Origin of the sequence: Stenotrophomonas lacuserhaii (assembly GCF_014836545.1) — a bacterium.
Lineage (GTDB): Bacteria > Pseudomonadota > Gammaproteobacteria > Xanthomonadales > Xanthomonadaceae > Stenotrophomonas > Stenotrophomonas lacuserhaii.
This window is the reverse complement of the sequence record NZ_JACSQS010000018.1, coordinates 10685-28768: the sequence shown is the minus strand read 5'-3', so window position 1 is coordinate 28768 and position 18084 is coordinate 10685. Positions and strand designations below refer to the sequence as shown.

The window sequence follows — 18084 nt, the reverse complement described above, 5'->3', positions numbered from 1 at the left end:
AGCCGCCCCTCCCGGGCGGCTCCTGCGCTGCATCACCTCACTGCGATGCCACCACTTCGATGGACCGGTCCACGGCGGAGTCGGCATCTGCCATGCCTGCTCCGCAGCCCTGCGGGCAAGCGACCAGCAACGGGCGCGCGGTCTCTTTCAGGATATCGGTGACCTGCGCAGGCGTAAGACGGCCATCCACAGCCGACTGCATCAGCGCCACGACGCCGGCGACGTGCGGGGCCGCCATCGAGGTACCGTTATAGGCGGCATAGGCAGGCGCACCCGGCGAGGTGCGTCCACTGTTCAAGGTGGAAAGGATGTTCTCACCAGGTGCTGCCAGGGTGATTCCCCTGCCATGGTTGGAGAAACCGGCGCGTGCACCGCGCGCGGTCGTGGCCGCCACCGCTACCACCCCACGGCAGTTGGCCGGGGTGAAGCGCGAGACATCGGCATTGCTGTTTCCCGCTGCGACAACCACCGTTGCCCCGGCCTGGATCGCGCCGTCCACGGCGGCCTGCGATGCGCGATCGCATGCACCCTGGCCGCCCAGCGAAAGGTTCAGCACTTTGGCGGGATTTGCATTGCGCGGAATGCCCCTGACGGTGCCGCCCGCGGCCCACACCATGCCGTCGGCGATGTCCGACGTGTAACCGCCGCCCTTGCCGAGGACGCGGACATGCACCAGTTTGGCGTCGAAGGCCGTTCCAGCGACCCCCTGCCCATTGTTCGTGGCTGCAGCAACGGTGCCGGCGACGTGGGTGCCATGCCAGCTGGAGGGTTGGCCCCACTGGCTGTCGCCGGTGTCTTCCGGGTTGTCATCCCGACCGTTGCCGTCGCCGGCCATGCTGCCGTTGCTGATGAAGTCATAGCCCGGAAGCGTATTGGCGTCCAGTTCCGGATGGCGGGTGCGGCCGGTGTCGATGATCGCCACCACCTGCCCGGCGCCGGTGGCCTTGTCCCACGCCGGCCGCACGTTGAGTGATGCGGCACTGTTGGAGAAGCCCCACTGTTCGTTCAAGCGCGGATCGTCGGGATCCAGCGCCGGCTTCAGGATGCGATCCACCTGGACGTGGTCCACGTCCGGATCGCTCGCCATGGCCGCCATCCAGGCACCGGCCTGCGCGCGGTCCAGCGCTTTTCCGGCGCGCACCACCATCGGCCCGGTGGCCATCCGGCGCAGCACCTGCATGCCGCCGGTTGCCATGCGCAGACTGGATCCGGCACGGCCCAGCGCCGCCTGCATCGCGCCTTCTTTCTCGCGCAGTGCACTGCCGTCACGCAGGTGCACGATGAACTGCTGATGGGTGTCCGACTGCACAAGGCCGGAAAGATCTACGTCGCCGGCATGGGCCGATGCGCTGGACATCGCCATCAGCACACAGGCAATGGCAGGTGACAGGAACGTTTTCTGGCAGGGTATTTTCATCTGGAGCCTCCTTTGGTTTGTGGCCAGTCGATCGTGTGCTTGTGCACCTGCGGCGGGTATCGGGCATCCACCCGCCTGGCTCCCGGCACATGGCACGGGAAAGGTGAAACTTTCTCCCTGTCCGGTTCGCCGGCGGGCTCGACCCGTGCGTGCGACGAAGCGGCGCGCTATTCGGCCTTGGCCTTTACCAGGAGCCCGCTGTAATCGCTGATTGCCTTGATCCGTATGTGCCAGGTTCCGGAGCCTGGCCAGACGCGCACGCAGGTCTTGCTGTTGCCGGTGCCCTGGGGACGGCAGTTGTATTCGGTATCGGTGGGCCTGACCGCATGGCGGGTGTACAGATCAACGTCGCCCGATCCTTCGCCGATCTGCACCACCAGCATGTTGCTGCCGGCCGGCACGTTGAAGGTGTACCAGCGCTCGCTCCCGGCAGTGCCGCTCAATCCCCTGACCGGTACGTCGTTTTCCAGGTCCGACGGATCCGGGTCCGGATCGGGGTCTGGATCCGGGCCGGTATCGCCGGCGGCCGCCCTGGCCACGACGACGGCAGCGTCGACCAGCCCGGCGCCGCAGCCGCCGGTGCAGGTACCGGGCAACGGCCCTGCGGCACTTCGCAGCAAGGCGTCCACCTGCGCGGGCAGCAACGGCTTGGGCGCTACCGATTGCATCAGGGCGACCACGCCCGCCACGTGCGGGGCCGCCATCGAGGTGCCGCTGTAAGCGGCATAGCTGGGTTGTGCCGGGCCCTGCTGCCCATCATTCAAGGTGGACAGGATGCTTTCGCCCGGCGCGGCCACCGTGATGCGCGCACCGTAGTTGGAGAAGGATGCGCGGCTGCCTGCGGCGTTGGTGGCCGCCACGGCGACCACGCCGCGACAGTTCGCCGGCCGGTAACGCGCTACATCGTCATTGGAATTGCCCGCCGCCACGATCACCGATGCACCATGGGCGATGGCCGTATCCACCGCGGCCTGGCTGGCCCGGCCGCAGCTGCCGAAGCCACCCAGCGACAGATTGACCACCTGCGCTGGATGCGGATTGTCCGCCACCCCGGGCACCCGCCCGCCTGCGGCCCAGACGATGCCATCGGCGATGTCCGACTGGAAACCGCCACAGCGGCCCAGCACGCGCACCGGCACCACCTTGGCATTGAACGCGGTGCCGGCCACGCCGATACCGTTGTCGGTGGACGCTGCAACGGTGCCGGCCACATGCGTACCGTGCCAGCTCGAACGCGAACCGCCAGCGGAGCCGCATTCACCGGAAGGATACCAATCGCCTGCATCGCTGGCATCGCCATCGCGCCCATCGCCATCGCGGGATATCGCCGGATCGCTGATGAAGTCGTAGCCCGGAAGCATGTTGGCGTCGAGGTCGGGATGACGGGTGATGCCCGTGTCGATGACCGCCACTACCACGCCCTTGCCACTGGCGATGTCCCAGGCAGGGCGGATACCCAGCGCGGCGTTGCTGGCGCCGAAGCTCCATTGCTCGCCCAGCCGGGGATCATCGGGATTCCATGAAGGCCGCAGGATGGCGTCCAGCTGCACGGCATCCACCTCTTCCTGCTGTGCCAGCGCGCGGAGCAGCTGTTCGGCCTCGGCGGCATCCAGGGGAACGCTGGTACGCACGACCATGCTGCCGATCGCCATGCGCCGCAGTGCGTGGACCTGCACCGCCCTGCCGCCTTTGCGGGGAAGCGCATCGGCGGCCCGTTGCAGGCTACGCGCCGCGCCTGCCAAAGACGATGCCGACGCACTGCCAGACCGATAGGTGACAATGAACTGCTGATGCGCGGTGTTGCCGGCCAGCCCTTGCAGATCGACGTTACCGGCATGGGAGAACGGGCTCGCGCAAAAACCCGCCACCGCGAGGGCAACGGCTGCAGCGACGGGATGGGACCGGGTAAGCACACGGCAATGGGTGGACATGTTTGCTGACTCCTCGCAGTGGGACGACACCTGTCACTGCGCAGAGGAAAAAAGCCGCAGCAGGCATTGTCACTGGCGACGCGATGATCGGCATTCAACACCGTCACGGCGTAACCGGCACGCTCATGCTGCGCGCCTGCAACGCCGCCCATCATCGGGAAAAGCCGTAGCTGCGCCGAGGTGGTCTCCGTTAATGGAGTCGCCGTAACGCCCGACCGCAGGGCACCGCCAAGGTCAGGCCGATACGACGACGCCCCGGCAGGGCCGGGGCGTCGGGAGACACGCTGGAACGACTTCCGTCAGTACTGCGCGCGCACGGTCAAACCGGAGAACGTGCTGTAGGCCTTGATCCGCACGTGCCAGGTACCCGCGGCCGGGTTGCTGATGGTGCAGGTCTCGTTGTTGCCGCTCAGGTAGGGACGGCAGGCGTACGTGCTGTCGGTCGGCGCGCTGCCTTGGCGCAGGTACAGGTCGGCATCACCACTGCCGCCGCTGATCGCCACGCGCAGCTGGGTGGCACCACTGGGAACGGTAACGGTGTAGCTCAGCGCCGCACCGGAAGCGGCGCCCAGCCCCCCCACCGCTACGTTGTTCTGCAGCACCGTGCCGGTGCCCGGATCCGGGTTGCCACCGCCGCCGCCCTGCGCCGCCACCACCGCCGCATCGGCGTTGACGATGCCCGCACCGCAGCCACCGGAGCAGGCACCCGGCAGGGCGCGCGCGGTGTTCTTGATGATGGTTTCCACCTGCGCCGGGGTGAGCGCGCTCGGTGCCACCGACTGCATCAATGCCACCACGCCGGCCACGTGCGGGGCCGCCATCGAGGTGCCGTTGTAGGACGCGTAGGTCGCCGAGGCCGGCACCGTGGTGCCGGTGTTGAGGGTGGACAGGATGGCCTGGCCCGGCGCGGAGATGTCGATGCCGGCACCGTAGTTGGAGAAGCTGGCCTTGGCGCCGGTGTTGGTGGTGGCTGCCACCGCGATCACGTTGGCGCAGTTGGCCGGGACCGACGTGGAGACGTTGCTGGCTTCGTTGCCGGCAGCCACCACCACGGTGGTGCCCCGTCCCACCGCGCCGTTGATCGCGTTCTGATAAGTGGCCGAACAGCTGCCACCCCCGCCGAGGGACATGTTGATCACTTCGGCCGGATTGGCATTGGCCGGCACGCCGCTGACCGTGCCGCCGGAAGCCCAGACGATGGCATCGGCGATATCGGAGGTATAGCCGCCGCACTTGCCGAGCACGCGCACCGGCACCACCTTGGCGTTGTAGGCCGTACCGGCCACGCCGGTGCTGTTGTTGGTCACCGCGGCGATGGTGCCGGCCACGTGGGTGCCATGCCAGCTGGAGTTGGACGCCGGGTAGCCCGCACCACATTCATTGGCGGCGTACCAGTCGCCTTGATCGTTGGCGTTGTTGTCCCGCCCACCACCATCGCGTGCCATCGCCGCGTCGCTGATGAAATCATAGCCGGGCAGGATGTTGGCATTCAGATCCGGATGGCTGGTGATGCCGGTGTCGATCACCGCCACCACTACGCCGGTGCCGGTGGACTTGTCCCATGCCGGACGCACGTTGATGGACGCGTTGGACGTACCGAAGCCCCACTGTTCGCCGAGGCGGGCGTCGTTTGGCACCAGGGTCGGCCGCATGATCTGGTCGACCTCCACGTACTCCACGTTGGGATCAGCGGCGAGCCTGCGCATCAGCATTTCGGCCTGTGCGGCATCCAGCGGCTGATCTGCCCGGACCACGCTCGGGCCCACCGCCAGCCGGCGCACCTGCTGCAGGCCCAGCGCGCGTCCCTGCGCAGCCGACAGGCCCGATGCCGCGGTCTTGAGCGAGCTCGCCAGGGCTGACGGCGTGGCCAGTGGCGCGCTGTTGTCGCGGAACTTGACGATGAACTGCTTGTGGGTCGGCGCGGACGACAGGCCGCTGAGGTGGACGTCGCCGGCGAACGCCGGGGCTACCAGCAGCAACGAGGTGAGCACGGAGGCCCCCATGACGACCACTGCACGCTGACGCAAACGCGGTTGCGAAACCTGGGACATCGGATTTCCTTTTCTGGGTTCTGGCATGGATGCCGGATTCGGCAGAGGGCGCCGGTCGCGATTCGCAGGCTGCGCTGCACTGGCGGGAATCGGTACCGGGGCGGACAGTCCCCCGTGCGCTGTCCACAAGGTCGAAGCTAGTCGGTTAGAGCCATTCGCGACAATGTTTCAGCCCCACTTCAGTGACATGAAATGTCGGAAGTGAGACTTCTGGTGTCTAAAATTTGTAAAGGTGAAGGAGCTTTCACCGGTCCTTCACAGTTCCCGGCTGTCCTTGGCCTGTCCGGGCATGACCGTGCCGACATCGACCGCCAATAAAAAAGCCCGTCACAGGGACGGGCTTTCGGGCACATCCGCCGAGCATGGCTCGGCGCTGGCGGTTGCAGCCGGTCAGGCGAGCTTGACCAGCCAGCCGTGGCGGTCCGGCAGGCGGCCGTACTGGATGTCGGTCAGTTCCTTGCGCAGCGACAGGGTCACTTCGCCGGCCGGCGCGTTGATGTCGCCGACTTCGAAGCCTTCGCCCTTCAGCTGGCCGATCGGGGTCACCACCGCCGCGGTGCCGCAGGCGAACACTTCGGTGATCTCGCCCGACGCCACGCCCTGCTTCCACTCATCGATGCTGACCTTGCGCTCTTCCACCTTCATGCCACGGTCGCGCGCCAGCTGCAGGATGCTTTCGCGGGTGATGCCTTCCAGGATGCTGCCCGACAACTGCGGGGTCACCAGGGTGCCGTCCTTGTAGACCAGGAAGACATTCATGCCGCCCAGTTCTTCCAGGTACTTGCCTTCGGTGGGGTCCAGGAACAGCACCTGCGAGCAGCCCTGCGCCTGCGCCTTCTGCTGCGGCAGCAGCGAGGCGGCATAGTTGCCGCCGCACTTGGCTGCGCCGGTGCCGCCCTTGGCCGCACGCGCGTACTCGGTGGACAACCAGATCGACACCGGCGCCACGCCCTTGGCGAAGTACGGGCCGGCCGGGCTGGCGATCACGTAGTAACCGGCCTTGTGCGCGCCGCGCACGCCGAGGAAGGCTTCATCGCCGATCATGAACGGACGGAAGTACAGGCTGGATTCGTCGGCCGACGGCACCCAGTCCTTGTCCAGCGCGACCAGCTGCTTCAACGATTCAACGAAGATGTCCACCGGCAGTTCCGGCAGCGCCAGGCGCTGCGCCGAACGCTGCAGGCGACGGCCATTGGCATCGGGACGGAAGGTCCACACCGAGCCGTCGGCATGCCGGTATGCCTTGATGCCTTCGAAGATTTCCTGGCCGTAATGCAGCACCGCGGCGGCCGGATCCAGCAGCAGCGGGCCGTACGGGCGCACGTTGGCGTTGTGCCAGCCGGTGTCCTTGTCCCAGCGCACTTCCACCATGTGGTCGGTGAAATGCAGGCCGAAGCCCGGCTTTTCCAGGATGGCGGCGCGCTCATCGGCGCTGCGCGGATGGGCCGAGCGGGTGACGTCGAAGCTGATGTTGGACTGGGACACCGGATGTTTCCTGTTCTGGTTGCGGTTGTTACCGGGATTCCACCACGCGGGCGGCGTACGGTCGGGTCAGAGCATGCCGGTTTCCAGGCGCGCCGACTCGGACATCATGTGGCGGCCCCATGGTGGATCGAACACCAGTTCCACGTCGGCCTCGGCCACGGTGGGGATGATTTCCAGCTTGCTGCGCACGTCGTCGACCAGGATGTCGCCCATGCCGCAGCCGGGCGCGGTCAGGGTCATCTTGACGTCGACCTCGCGGCGGCCATCGTCCAGGTGCTTGAGCTCCACTTCGTAGACCAGGCCGAGGTCGACGATGTTGAACGGGATCTCCGGGTCGAAGCAGGTGCGCAGCTGCTGCCACACCAGTTGTTCGACCTGTTCATCGCTGGCGTCGTCAGGCAGCTCCAGCGGTGCCGGGGCCTCCTTGCCGATGGCATCGCCATCCCGCCCCGCGATGCGGAACAGGTTGCCTTCGACGAACACCGTATAGCTGCCACCCAAGGCCTGGGTGATATAGCCATAGCTGCCGGCGGGCAGGGTCACCGTTTCGCCCTGCGGGACCATGACGGCCTCGCAGTCGCGTTCGAAGTGGACTGGTTCACTGCTACGGGAATACATGAGGCTCGATCTGGGGGCTGCGGACGCGCCGCGCAAGGCGACATTTTAGCCCAGCGGCCCGGCGCCCGCCCGTGCACTGCGGCAAACCCAGTATCCTGTTGGCATCCAAAGGGAAATCCGCATGCCCTCTCCTGCTGTACGCACCAGGACCGTGTCCTGGCTCTGGCCCGTGATGTACCTGATCGGCGCTGGCACGGCCCTGCTGGCCTGGGTGTTCTTCGCATTGATGACCGGCCGCCAGCTGGGTTGGATGGCGATCGTGGTGGCGCTGGAACTGCTGTTCATGCTGCGCCTGGGCACCCTGCGCGGCGGCGTGCTGCGCGCCCTGCTGGTGGCCGGCGGCACACTGCTGGTGACGGCGCTGGCCTGGTGGAGCATCGCCAGCGCGTGGCTGGGCGGATCGATGGGGCTGACTCCCTGGGAGTCCGCACTGCGCATGGGCCCGCATCTGGCGTGGACGCTGGTGGGGCTGGCCAACGTCACCGCCGACTGGCTGTGGCTGCCGGTGGCGCTGGTGTTCGCGGCATGGCTGGGCTGGCAGAAGCGCCTCTGACGCAGCGCCGGCAGGTTCGGCGGGTGACGACCGGCTTTGGTGGGTGACGGGCGGCTTTGGTGGGTGACGGGCGGCTTTGGTGGGTGACGGGCGGCTTTGGTGGGTGACGACCGTTGGTCGTCACGCTGTTGCTTTCCGCTGCGCTCGCCGGGCATGGCCCGGCGCTACCGTTGTGGTCCCCGGTAGTGACGGCCGCTGGCCGTCATTCCCTTGCGGGGGAGGGGGCTCAGTGCCCCCCATCCAGCCCCTTCAGCTCACTGACCAGCGAACCCGCCGCCGCCGCCCCATCGCCGTACAGCATGCGGGTGTTGTCCGCATAGAACAGCGCATTCTCGATCCCGGCAAAACCGGTACCGCGCCCGCGCTTGATCACCACCACGTTGCGCGCATTGACCACATCCAGGATCGGCATGCCGTAGATCACGCTGGCCGGATCGGTGCGTGCCACCGGATTGACCACATCGTTGGCACCGATCACCAGCACCACGTCCGTGCTCGGGAACTCCGGATTGATGTCGTCCATGTCGGCGATCAGGTCGTACGGCACGCCGGCTTCGGCCAGCAGCACGTTCATGTGTCCGGGCATGCGGCCGGCCACCGGATGGATGGCGAACTTCACCTTCACCCCGCGCGCGATCAGCCGCTGCGCCAGCTCCCAGATCTTGTGCTGCGCCTGGGCCACGGCCATGCCGTAGCCCGGCACGATCACCACGCGTTCGGCGAAGGCCATCATCGCCGCCACGTCGGAGGCATCGATCGGCTTCTGCGCGCCGGTGATTTCCTGCGCCTCGCCGCCCGCGCCACCGCCGAAGTTGGAGAACAGCACGTTGCTGATCGGCCGGTTCATCGCCTTGGCCATCAACCGGGTCAGCAGGATGCCGGCCGCACCGACCATCATGCCGGCGATGATCAGCGCCTCGTTGCCCAGCACATAGCCTTCGAAAGACACCGCCAGGCCGGTGAACGCGTTGTACAGCGAGATCACCACCGGCATGTCCGCCCCGCCGATCGGCAGGGTCATCAGCACGCCCAGCGCCAGGGCCAGCACGAAGAAGGCGATGATCGCCCAGGGTGCCAGCGTGCTGGCGGCGATGATGCCCAGCACCACCACGGCCACCGCCACGATCATGTTCAGCGCCTGCTGGCCGGGCCAGGTGATGCGCCGGTCCAGGCGACCGTCCAGCTTCGCCCAGGCGATCACCGAACCGGACAGCGACACCGCGCCGATGGCCGCACCGGTCACTGCCAGCGTCAGCACCATCGCCGAAGGCTGGCGCGCGGCCAGGTCGGCCAACGCCTGCGCGCTCCAGTGGCTGGTATCGCGGTTGGCCAGCGCCGACCAGCGCAGCAGCTCCACCGCACCGATGGCCGCGGCCGAACCGCCCCCCATGCCGTTGTACAGCGCCACCATCTGCGGCATGTCGGTGATGGCGACCTTGCCGGCTGACCACCACGCCAATCCGCCGCCCAACGCCAGCGCGACCAGGATAAGCGGGATGTTGTGCAGTTCGGGCAGGAAGAAGGTGGCAACGGTGGCCACCAGCATGCCCAGCCCGGCCCAGCGGATGCCGCTGCGGGCGGTAAGCGGCGAGGCCATGCGCTGCAGGCCGAGCAGGAACAGCGTGGCAGCGACGAGGTAGCTGGTCTTGACCAGCCAATCCAGCAGTTCAGGCGTGCTGACGTTCAAGGTTGCGGCTCCTTGTCGGCGTCGGTGGGCGCCGGCTTGACGCTGGGCTTGAACATTTCCAGCATGCGCGCGGTGACCACGTAACCGCCGGCGGCATTGCCTGCGCCCAGCACCACCGCGACGAACCCAAGGATCTTCTCCAGCGGCGTCTGCGCGTGGCCCAGCACTACCATCGCGCCGATCAGCACGATGCCGTGGATGAAGTTCGACCCGGACATCAGCGGGGTATGCAGGATCACCGGCACCCGCGAGATGATCACATGGCCGGCGATGGCCGCCAGCATGAAGATGTACAGCGCCACGAATCCGTCACTCACCGGCACGACTCCCGCTCTGGATGTAGGCCCCATCATAACCACGCGCTGAACCGCGCGCGCTGTGCTGTCAACGCAGGCTGCCTGCACGCGTTGTCCATGGTGAGCCCGACGAAGGACCCGTACCCTGTGCTGGTGAGCAGCCCCCTGGCCCCGACCGCCGACGCACCGCCCGCATCGCTGGACCAGTTCCTGGCCGGGGTGGGACCGCGCGCGTTCCGCTTCGCCGAGGCCGGCCTGCGCCATCGCGAGGATGCGCTGGACGCGGTGCAGGACAGCCTGATCCGCATGCTGGACTACCGGGAAAAGCCGGCCGCCGAGTGGCCGCCGCTGTTCTGGAGCATCCTGCGCCGGCGGGTGATCGACCTGCAGCGCCGTCGCCGCTTCCGCCTGCCGTTCTGGCGCGACAACGTGGATAGCGACGGTGAGCCGGTGGACTGGGCCGATGAGGGCCCGGGCCCGGCCGACGTCCATGCCGGGCGCGAACAGTACGATGTGCTGGTGCAGGCGCTGCGCGCGCTGCCGCCGCGACAGCGCGAAGCCTTCACCCTGCGCGTGCTGCAGGACCTGGACGGCGCCACCACCGCACGCGCCATGGGCTGCAGCGAAGGCGCGGTAAAGACCCACTTGGCGCGTGCCCGCGACGCGCTGAGAACCCTGATGGAGAATCCGACGTGAGCCGCACCCTGCCCCCCGACGACCAGTTGCAGGCCCTGCACCAGCAGGCCGTGCAGGCGCTGTCGCCCGCCACCCTGGCGCGCCTGCGCAACGCGCGGCATGCCACGGCGGCATCGCGGCGGCGACCCGCCTGGTGGATGGCTACCGCCTTTGCCGGGGTGGCCGCGCTGGGCGTCGGGCTGAGCCTGCAGATGCGCTCGCCGCCTTCACCGTTGCCTGCGGCGGCGCCGATGGTGGCCGCGCTGGAAAGCGATGGCGCCGCGCTGGATGAAAACCCCGATCTTTACCTGTGGCTGGCCAGCACCGACCTGGCGATGGAGTGACCTGATGAACGTTTATCCGCCTTCCCGCCTGTTGCCTGTGCTGCTGGTACTGCTGAGCGTTGGTGGCGAGGCGTTCGCGCAGGAGGCCGCGCCGCCGGCCTGGGAACAGCTGACCCCGGCCCAGCGCGACGCACTGGTAGCGCCGCTGCGCGACCGCTGGAACAGCGCCCCGCCCGCGCAGCGCCAGCGCATGCTGCAGCACGGCCAGCGCTGGCAATCGATGACACCGGAGCAGCGCGAACAGGCCCGCAAGGGCATGCGCCGTTTCGATGGCATGAGCCCGGAGCAGCGCGAACAGGCGCGCGCGCTGTTCGCCAAGATGCGCGGCATGACCCCGGAGCAGCGCACTGAACTGCGCGCCCGCTGGGGCACGATGAGCAACGACCAGCGCCGCCAATGGGTACGCGACAACCCGCCGCCCCCACGAAACCGCGACTGACGGGCCGACGCTCCGGTAGTGACGGCCGTTGGCCGTCCTTCTGTCGCTCCGGTAGTGACCGTTGGCCATCACGCCGTCGCCTCGGTAGGTGACGACCGTTGGTCGTCACGCTCTCGCTTCGGTAGTGACGGCCGCTGGCCGTCCTGCTGTCGCTCCGGTAGGTGACGACCATTGGTCGTCACGCCGTTGCGGCTGAGATTACCGCTCAGCCACCCGCCACCCAGCGCGTCTTCGCCAACAACTCATCCTCCCAATCAAACCGCACTTCCCCGTCTTGCACGAACAGGCTGACGAAGTTCAACACGTTGCGCGCATACATCTCGCTGGCCTGCGCCGCACCCAGACTGGCCAGGTTCAACGGGCCATCCACCACCACCCCAGCGTGCTCGATGCACTCACCCGGCACGGTCACCGCACAATTGCCGCCACTTTCCGCGGCAAGATCCACGATCACGCTGCCCGGCGCCATCCCTTCCACCATTGCCTTGCTCAGGATCACCGGCGCCGTGCGCCCCGGCACCGCCGCCGTACAGATCACCACGTCCACGCCGCGCAGATGGTCGGCCAGCCGCTGCTGCTGCAGCGCGCGCTCTTCATCGGTCAGCGCACGCGCATAGCCGCCCTCGCCGGCCGCGCTGACGCCAAGGTCGAGAAAGCGCGCACCCAGCGACTGGATCTGCTCACGCGTTTCCGGTCGCACATCGAAGCCTTCCACCTGCGCGCCGAGCCGCCGCGCCGTGGCAATAGCCTGCAGCCCCGCCACGCCCGCGCCCACCACCAGCACCTTGGCCGGACGCACCGTGCCCGCTGCGGTGGTCAGCATCGGGAAGAAGCGCGGCGCCCGTTGGGCGGCGATCAGCGTGGCCTTGTAACCGGCCATACCCGCCTGCGAACTCAACACGTCCATCGATTGCGCGCGGGTGGTACGCGGCAGCAATTGCAACGGAAACAGCTGCAGCCCCGTGTCGGTGGCCAGTGCAGCAAGCCCCGCATCGCGCGCCGGCAGCAGCAACCCGACCACGCTGGCACCGGGCTTCAACCGCGCCAGCCGCGCCGGCTCGGGTGACTGCACGCAGAGCAACGCATCGATATCCGCCCAGCGGCTGTCATCGACCAGCAGTGCGCCGGCATCCAGGTAGGCCTGGTCAGGGAAGCCCGCCGCGGTGCCCGCACCGGCCTCGAACCAGACTGTGGCACCGCGTGCGGCGAGTTTCTTCGCGGTTTCCGGGGTAAGCGCCACGCGGCGCTCTCCTGGTGCGGTTTCCTTTACTCCCAGCAACGCTACGGCCATGCGCTTCCCCGCCAACGAGTGATGCCCCGATGGTAGCGCGCGCTTGGGGGTGGGGGTAGCGCCGAGCCACGCTCGGCGAGCGAAGCGGCGGAAGCACAGCGTGACGACCGACGGTCGTCACCCACCAGGATCAGGCAGGTAGCGCCGAGCCATGCTCGGCGAGCGAAGCGGCGGAAGCACAGCGTGACGACCAACGGTCGTCACCCACCAGGATCAGGCAGGTAGCGCCGAGCCACGCTCGGCGAGCGAAGCGGCAGACCGGACGTCCTCAGCCCACTCCCGGATCGGTCATCAGCTGCGCCTCAAGGCGCACATCAAATGCCTGCTTCATCCGCGACAGTTGCTCCAGATAGGCGCCGTTGCCGTCATAGCTGATGCAGGAAAGAAACCCACCAGAGCTGCTGACCAGCGCCTTTACCGGCGCAAATCCACCGTCAACCACCAGCACCACCGCTGCGATATCAAGGGCCGATTCTCTATTGGAAAAAGCGATGGCTTCATCAACCGCCAGCCGGCCCCGCACCGTGCGGCGCAGTGCGACCGTGCCGCCTCCCACCGCACGCTGGACGTCATTGATGCCGTCCACCTGGCGTTGCCACAGCACGGCCGTTCCCGGGCTCAGGCAGGTTTTCGCCTCGTCGAGGATCAATCGCTCCAGGTCGGACAAGGCGGGTGGACGGGAAAACAGCGATTTCAGGAGGGACTTCATTGTCGGTTCCTGCGGCCAGAGGCTCTTCCATGGAATCGCCCCGATTCCGCGCGTTCTTTACCTTCAAATCAAGGGCCAACAACGTCATGCGCACCATTTCATCGTGTGTGCCTCTCTCAGCGCAGAAGAAGCAGCTTCGAGAAAACGAAAAAGGGGACGGAGGGGATTAAGTCGCAATCGGCATGGCCAACAACGACTTAATCCCCTCCGTCCCTCTTATCCTGCGACCGCCGAGCCTGGCTAAGCCGCTCATCCTGACCGGCACCCTGCGCCCGCCGAGCATGGCTCGGCGCTACCCGTCAATCAGTGGACGGTAGTGCTTCCGCGCGGATCCAAGCGATCGATCACGCCCTGCATGGCACTGTCGAAGGCGCCGTCATCCACGTGCGGGCGCAGGCGGCCCAGCCGCACCATCACCGCCAGTTCTTCCGGCGATGCGACGCAGAAGCGTACGCCGCGCCGGTTGACGAACAGCAGGCGCTGCGAGATCGGGCTGATCCACGACAGCTTGCCGGCCTGCGCCTTGCCGTCCTTGTCGATGAAGTCCAGCCAGATACCAATCTCCATGCGGCGGAATCGATCCGCGTCCGCATTGTCGAAATTGTCGTCTTCCACCGATGCGGTCACTTCCACCGATGCGGTATCCGACGCCGGCGGGACGGGCAGTACCACCTGCGGCAGTTCCGGCAGCGCGCGCTCCAGTTCCGGACGCGACTCGGCGATGCTCTGCAGGGTGTCGTGCAACGCATCGACGGCGCGCGCGGCGCCATCACCGTGCACGCCGACGCTGGCGAACACGCGCCCCAAAGCCGGCTGCCAGGCCTGCAGCCACGGCTTGCCGACGATCTTGCGGCGCGCTTCGGCTACTTCGTCCAGCAGGCCGTCGGCCAGGGTCAGGGCTTCGGCTACCGATGCACCCTCTTCGCCTTCGCGCAGCAGCGCCAGGGTGAGGTGGTGCTGCCACGGCTGGCGCAGGAATTCGGCAATCGCCTGCGGCAGCGTGGCGTCGGCAATGCGACGGTCCAGTTCGGCGCTGGCGCGGGCGCGGGCCATTTCCAGTTTCTCCTGGCCGCGCTGGGTTTCCGCGGCGCGCCGCTCGGCGATTTCAATCCGGCGCCGATGCTGGGCCAGGAAATCGCGGAACTCTTCTTCCAGGGTCAGGAAGATGGCGAGGTTCTCGTTGAACTCGGCCACCAGCCGTTCGATGATTTCTTCGACCTTGCCCATCAGCACGCGCTCGGCCTGGCTTTCGCCGTTGTTGCCTTCGCATGCTTCGGCCAGCGAATTGAGCAGCTTGCGGGCCGGATGGGTCTTCTGCACGAACATGCGGCGGTCCAGCATGGCGACCTTGACGAAGGGCACCACCAGCCGGCCGATCAACTCGCGCGAACGGCCTTCCAGTTCGCGCTCGTCCAGCATCACGTCGAACAGCATGCCGACCAGGTCGATGGCATCTTCGTCCTGCGGATCGAGCCGGGCCTGGCTGGGATCCACGCCCAGTTGGGTGGCATTGGACAGCACTTCGCTTTTCAGACGCTGTGCCAACGATTCACCGTCTTCGCCGATCGCCGCGCGCAGCGTGGCACTCGGCGTGGCCTGCAGCAGCGACAGCACCGACATCATCTCGCGCTGGCTGAGCGGACGCTGCTGACCCACCGCGACCTGCGCGGCGGACGTGGCGTCCTCGCGCACATGGCGGGTCTGTCGCAGCAGTTCGTGCAGCGCGTCCAGCAGCATGCCCTGCTCACCGCCAGCACCGCCGTGGCCACCGTCGACTTCACCGGGGTGCCCCTGCAGGTTGCCGCGCTGCTGGGCCCAGCGGTCGGTAAAGCGCTGTGCCCATGCCGGTGCGCCCTGGCTGCCATCGGCACCGTCAGCGCCGGGCGGATGACGCTGTTCCACCAGATCCTCGAGCATGCCCTGCGGCGGCGGGCTGGGGGCCCGTTGCGGGGCCGCACGGCGCGGCGCGGAGACGTTCGGCAGCACCCCGGCCTTGGCCAGGTGGTCGTCGATTTTTTCGTAGATTTTGCCGATCGGGGCGTGCAGGTCGCGCTCGCACAGCTTGATCAGCACCAGCCGCACTTCCGGGGCCAGCTCGCAGCCGGCGAAGGCTTCGTGGATGGCCACGCCCAGTTGTTCAGGGCTGATCGGATTGGTGTCGGCGTCCAGTTCCAGCCCGCCGCCGATCCAGCCCAGGCGCAGGTCCAGCCGGCCCAGAACGGATTTGAAATCACGCAGCAGCAGCATCGCGAACTGACGCACCGCCAGCCGCGATTCCAGTTCGTGTTCTCCGACCAGGCTCAGGCCGTCGTCGCGGTGGCCGGAAAGCGTCGCTTCCGCCGACAGCGGCGCGCCGCTTTCAAATGCGGTCCAACTGCGCTGCAGGTGGGCGGAGAAACCGTCACTGATCTCCTGGCGGCGGCGACGCAGTTCACGCATGCCGTCAAGGAACAACAGCTGGGAGGCGCCTGCGGTAGCGGCGCGATCGAACAGCACGTCGTCAAACCGCGAAAGCACGGTCGTGAACGCAAGCGTGATGGCCGGCAATGCCGCCTCACGGACCAGCATGAGCTGGGACGCGTCGCGTCCCGGCGCTCCCATCGGACTGGGCGTCACCATGCGAGAAGGCTCCCCACCTTCGCAGAATCTCGATACGACAACGATGACATGACTGCCCGCGCCTCCCCAGCGCCAGCAGATCGATGGTAGGCCGTCCACGCCACTGCGGACAGTGAAACAGTCCTCACTTCCGCACCCCATGACCAGACGACCGGCAAGGTACGTATCGTAAGCGCTGCGGGGCCTGCAGCGCGAGCGCTGCAACGCGCTCGGCGCACGGCGGGGGCATGATGGACATCACAGTTGTCGCTGGGGGGAAGTAAACGGGCCGGCGGCCCGTCCGGCCTCGAACTATACCGCCGCAATGGTGATGAACCGTTCATCTACAGCGTGAAGACAGTTCGCATTTTGGCGGTTCACGATGGCGGACATTACGGGGACTCAGCGGGGCGCCATATGGCGCTCGCTATACTGGCGTTCCGCCCCGAACGGATGGTTCCCCCGCATGTCTGAACCTGCTGCCCTGCTCGCCCTCGACACCCGCCGTTCCGTGCCTTCGCGGCAGCTGGGCGAGCCCGGTCCGGACGCCGAAACCCTGCTGCGCATGTTGCAGTCGGCCGTGCGTGTGCCTGACCACGGCAAGCGGGTGCCGTTCCGTTTCCTGAAAATCAGCGGGGATGCCCGTCATGCCCTCGGCGCCTTCCTGGCCGAGCGCGCCCTGCAACGCGATCCGGACATTTCCGCCGCGCAGCTGGACAAGGATCGGCAGCGCTTCTCGCACGCGCCGCTGGTGATCACCGTGGTGGCCAGCCCCAAGCCGGACGCCAAGGTGCCCGAGCAGGAGCAGCTGATGACCGCCGGCTGCGTCTGTTTCGCGTTGCTGCAGGCCGCCCAGGCGTTCGGCTTCGGCGCGCAGTGGCTGACTGCCTGGATGGCCTTCGACCCGGTCGTGCACGCCCATCTGGGCCTGGCCGAAGGGGAACAGATCGCTGGTTTCATCCACATCGGCACCCCGAAGACTCCCGTGCCGGAACGCGACCGGCCCGATGCCGCCGCGCTGCTGCAGGACTGGACGGGCACGGCGTGAGCGCAAGGGTGGACCCGCTGGACGCGCTGGATCCGATGGCCGAAGGCATCGCGCAGGCGCTTGCCACTGAAGCCGGTGCACGCCCGCCGTTGTACCTGGTGGATGCCAGCATCTATATCTTCCGCGCGTGGCACTCGCTGCCCGACCAGTTCCAGGACGCGCAGGGCTGGCCGACCAACGCGGTGCACGGCTTCGCCCGGTTCCTGCTGGAACTGCTGGAGCGCCAGCGCCCGCAGCACATCGCCATCGCCTTCGACGAGGCGCTGGACAGCTGCTATCGCAACCGCCTGTACCCGGCCTACAAGGCCAACCGCGATCCGGCGCCGGAGGAACTGCGGCGCCAGTTCGTCCACTGCAAGGCGCTGTGCGCCGCGCTCGGGCTGGCGGTCATGGGCCACCACGATTACGAAGCCGACGACCTGATCGGCAGCGCCCTGCACGCGCACCGGGCCAGCCACCGCGGCATCATCATTTCCGCCGACAAGGACCTGTCCCAGCTGCTGCTGCAGCATGACGAACAGTGGGATTTCGCCCGCAACGTGCGCTGGGACATGCACGGGGTGAAGGGCCGGCTCGGCGTGCACGCGCACCAGGTCGCCGATTTCCTCGCGCTGTGCGGCGATGCGGTGGACAACATCCCCGGCATCACCGGCGTGGGCAGCAAGTCCGCCGCGGTGCTGCTGGCCCATTTCGGCAGCCTGGACGCGTTGTACGAACGCCTGGACGAGGTGCCGTTCCTGCGCCTGCGCGGCGCCAGCCAGATGGCGGTGCGCCTGCGCGAACAACGCGAGCACGCCTTGCTGTGGCGCGAGCTGACCACCATCGCATTGAATGCACCGCTGGATGGCACCGTTGCCGGCATGCCGCGCGGCCACGCCGACGGCGAACTGCTGGAAGGCCTGTGCAGCACTCTCCGCTTCGGCCCGCTGACCCGCCGCCGGC

15 protein-coding genes and 1 pseudogene are annotated in these 18084 nt (G+C 67.5%); 6 read left to right on the top strand and 10 right to left on the bottom strand.

Annotation, left to right across the window (positions count from 1 at the left end):
- Positions 1 to 58 precede the first annotated feature (58 nt).
- The 5 genes and pseudogenes from H9654_RS14775 to sufT all read right to left on the bottom strand — a co-directional run.
- Positions 59 to 1417 (bottom strand): annotated as a pseudogene (locus H9654_RS14775) (S8 family peptidase); the annotation flags it as partial.
- A 167-nt stretch (positions 1418 to 1584) separates the two neighbouring features.
- Positions 1585 to 3348, bottom strand: a complete 1764-nt coding sequence (locus H9654_RS14770; RefSeq protein WP_191771580.1) for a S8 family peptidase — start codon at positions 3346 to 3348, stop codon at positions 1585 to 1587.
- A gap of 299 nt (positions 3349 to 3647) precedes the next feature.
- Positions 3648 to 5399, bottom strand: coding sequence for a S8 family peptidase (locus H9654_RS14765; RefSeq protein WP_182657533.1), 1752 nt, complete (start codon positions 5397 to 5399; stop codon positions 3648 to 3650).
- Between the two features lie 390 nt (positions 5400 to 5789).
- A complete protein-coding gene (locus H9654_RS14760) occupies positions 5790 to 6884 on the bottom strand; it encodes a branched-chain amino acid aminotransferase (RefSeq protein ID WP_101099636.1) in 1095 nt (364 codons plus the stop codon).
- A gap of 66 nt (positions 6885 to 6950) precedes the next feature.
- On the bottom strand, positions 6951 to 7502 hold the full coding sequence (sufT, locus tag H9654_RS14755; protein ID WP_042613066.1) for a putative Fe-S cluster assembly protein SufT: 552 nt from the start codon (positions 7500 to 7502) through the stop codon (positions 6951 to 6953).
- Between the two features lie 121 nt (positions 7503 to 7623).
- Here sufT and H9654_RS14750 point away from each other — a divergent pair, with 121 nt between their 5' ends.
- Positions 7624 to 8055: a hypothetical protein gene (locus tag H9654_RS14750; protein WP_182657534.1), complete on the top strand. Its 432-nt coding sequence runs from the start codon at positions 7624 to 7626 to the stop codon at positions 8053 to 8055.
- Positions 8056 to 8281: 226 nt separating this feature from the next.
- Here the strand turns inward: H9654_RS14750 and H9654_RS14745 are convergent, their stop codons facing one another.
- Positions 8282 to 9742 carry an NAD(P)(+) transhydrogenase (Re/Si-specific) subunit beta gene (locus H9654_RS14745; protein WP_182657535.1) on the bottom strand — a complete coding sequence of 487 codons (1461 nt, stop codon included), beginning with the start codon at positions 9740 to 9742 and terminating at the stop codon, positions 8282 to 8284.
- The gene (locus tag H9654_RS14740; RefSeq protein WP_042613078.1) at positions 9739 to 10059 is read right to left on the bottom strand and encodes an NAD(P) transhydrogenase subunit alpha part 2; all 321 of its coding nucleotides are present in this window, start codon (positions 10057 to 10059) and stop codon (positions 9739 to 9741) included. Before H9654_RS14740 ends, H9654_RS14745 begins: the two co-directional genes overlap by 4 nt.
- Positions 10060 to 10155: 96 nt before the next feature.
- Here H9654_RS14740 and H9654_RS14735 point away from each other — a divergent pair, with 96 nt between their 5' ends.
- The 3 genes from H9654_RS14735 to H9654_RS14725 are packed head-to-tail and all read left to right on the top strand — an operon-like array spanning position 10156 to position 11496.
- Positions 10156 to 10734, top strand: coding sequence for an RNA polymerase sigma factor (locus H9654_RS14735; RefSeq protein ID WP_191771578.1), 579 nt, complete (start codon positions 10156 to 10158; stop codon positions 10732 to 10734).
- On the top strand, positions 10731 to 11057 hold the full coding sequence (locus H9654_RS14730; protein WP_191771576.1) for a hypothetical protein: 327 nt from the start codon (positions 10731 to 10733) through the stop codon (positions 11055 to 11057). Before H9654_RS14735 ends, H9654_RS14730 begins: the two co-directional genes overlap by 4 nt.
- A gap of 4 nt (positions 11058 to 11061) precedes the next feature.
- Positions 11062 to 11496 (top strand): DUF3106 domain-containing protein, encoded by a 435-nt coding sequence (locus tag H9654_RS14725; RefSeq protein WP_191771574.1) that lies wholly within the window; start codon positions 11062 to 11064, stop codon positions 11494 to 11496.
- Between the two features lie 205 nt (positions 11497 to 11701).
- On the opposite strand, the gene H9654_RS14720 is transcribed toward H9654_RS14725, so the two are convergent.
- The 3 genes from H9654_RS14720 to H9654_RS14710 form a co-directional block, all read right to left on the bottom strand.
- Positions 11702 to 12787 carry an NAD(P) transhydrogenase subunit alpha gene (locus tag H9654_RS14720; protein ID WP_191771572.1) on the bottom strand — a complete coding sequence of 362 codons (1086 nt, stop codon included), beginning with the start codon at positions 12785 to 12787 and terminating at the stop codon, positions 11702 to 11704.
- A gap of 268 nt (positions 12788 to 13055) precedes the next feature.
- Positions 13056 to 13496: a hypothetical protein gene (locus H9654_RS14715; protein ID WP_191771570.1), complete on the bottom strand. Its 441-nt coding sequence runs from the start codon at positions 13494 to 13496 to the stop codon at positions 13056 to 13058.
- A gap of 303 nt (positions 13497 to 13799) precedes the next feature.
- Positions 13800 to 16097, bottom strand: coding sequence for a DUF1631 domain-containing protein (locus H9654_RS14710; RefSeq protein ID WP_191771610.1), 2298 nt, complete (start codon positions 16095 to 16097; stop codon positions 13800 to 13802).
- 463 nt (positions 16098 to 16560) lie between these two features.
- On the opposite strand from H9654_RS14710, the gene H9654_RS14705 reads away from it, so the two are divergent.
- Together H9654_RS14705 and H9654_RS14700 are read left to right on the top strand one after the other, a co-directional pair.
- Positions 16561 to 17142: a nitroreductase family protein gene (locus tag H9654_RS14705; protein WP_191771568.1), complete on the top strand. Its 582-nt coding sequence runs from the start codon at positions 16561 to 16563 to the stop codon at positions 17140 to 17142.
- Between the two features lie 35 nt (positions 17143 to 17177).
- The coding region (locus tag H9654_RS14700; protein WP_191771609.1) for a 5'-3' exonuclease at positions 17178 to 18084 on the top strand (907 nt) is incomplete at its 3' end.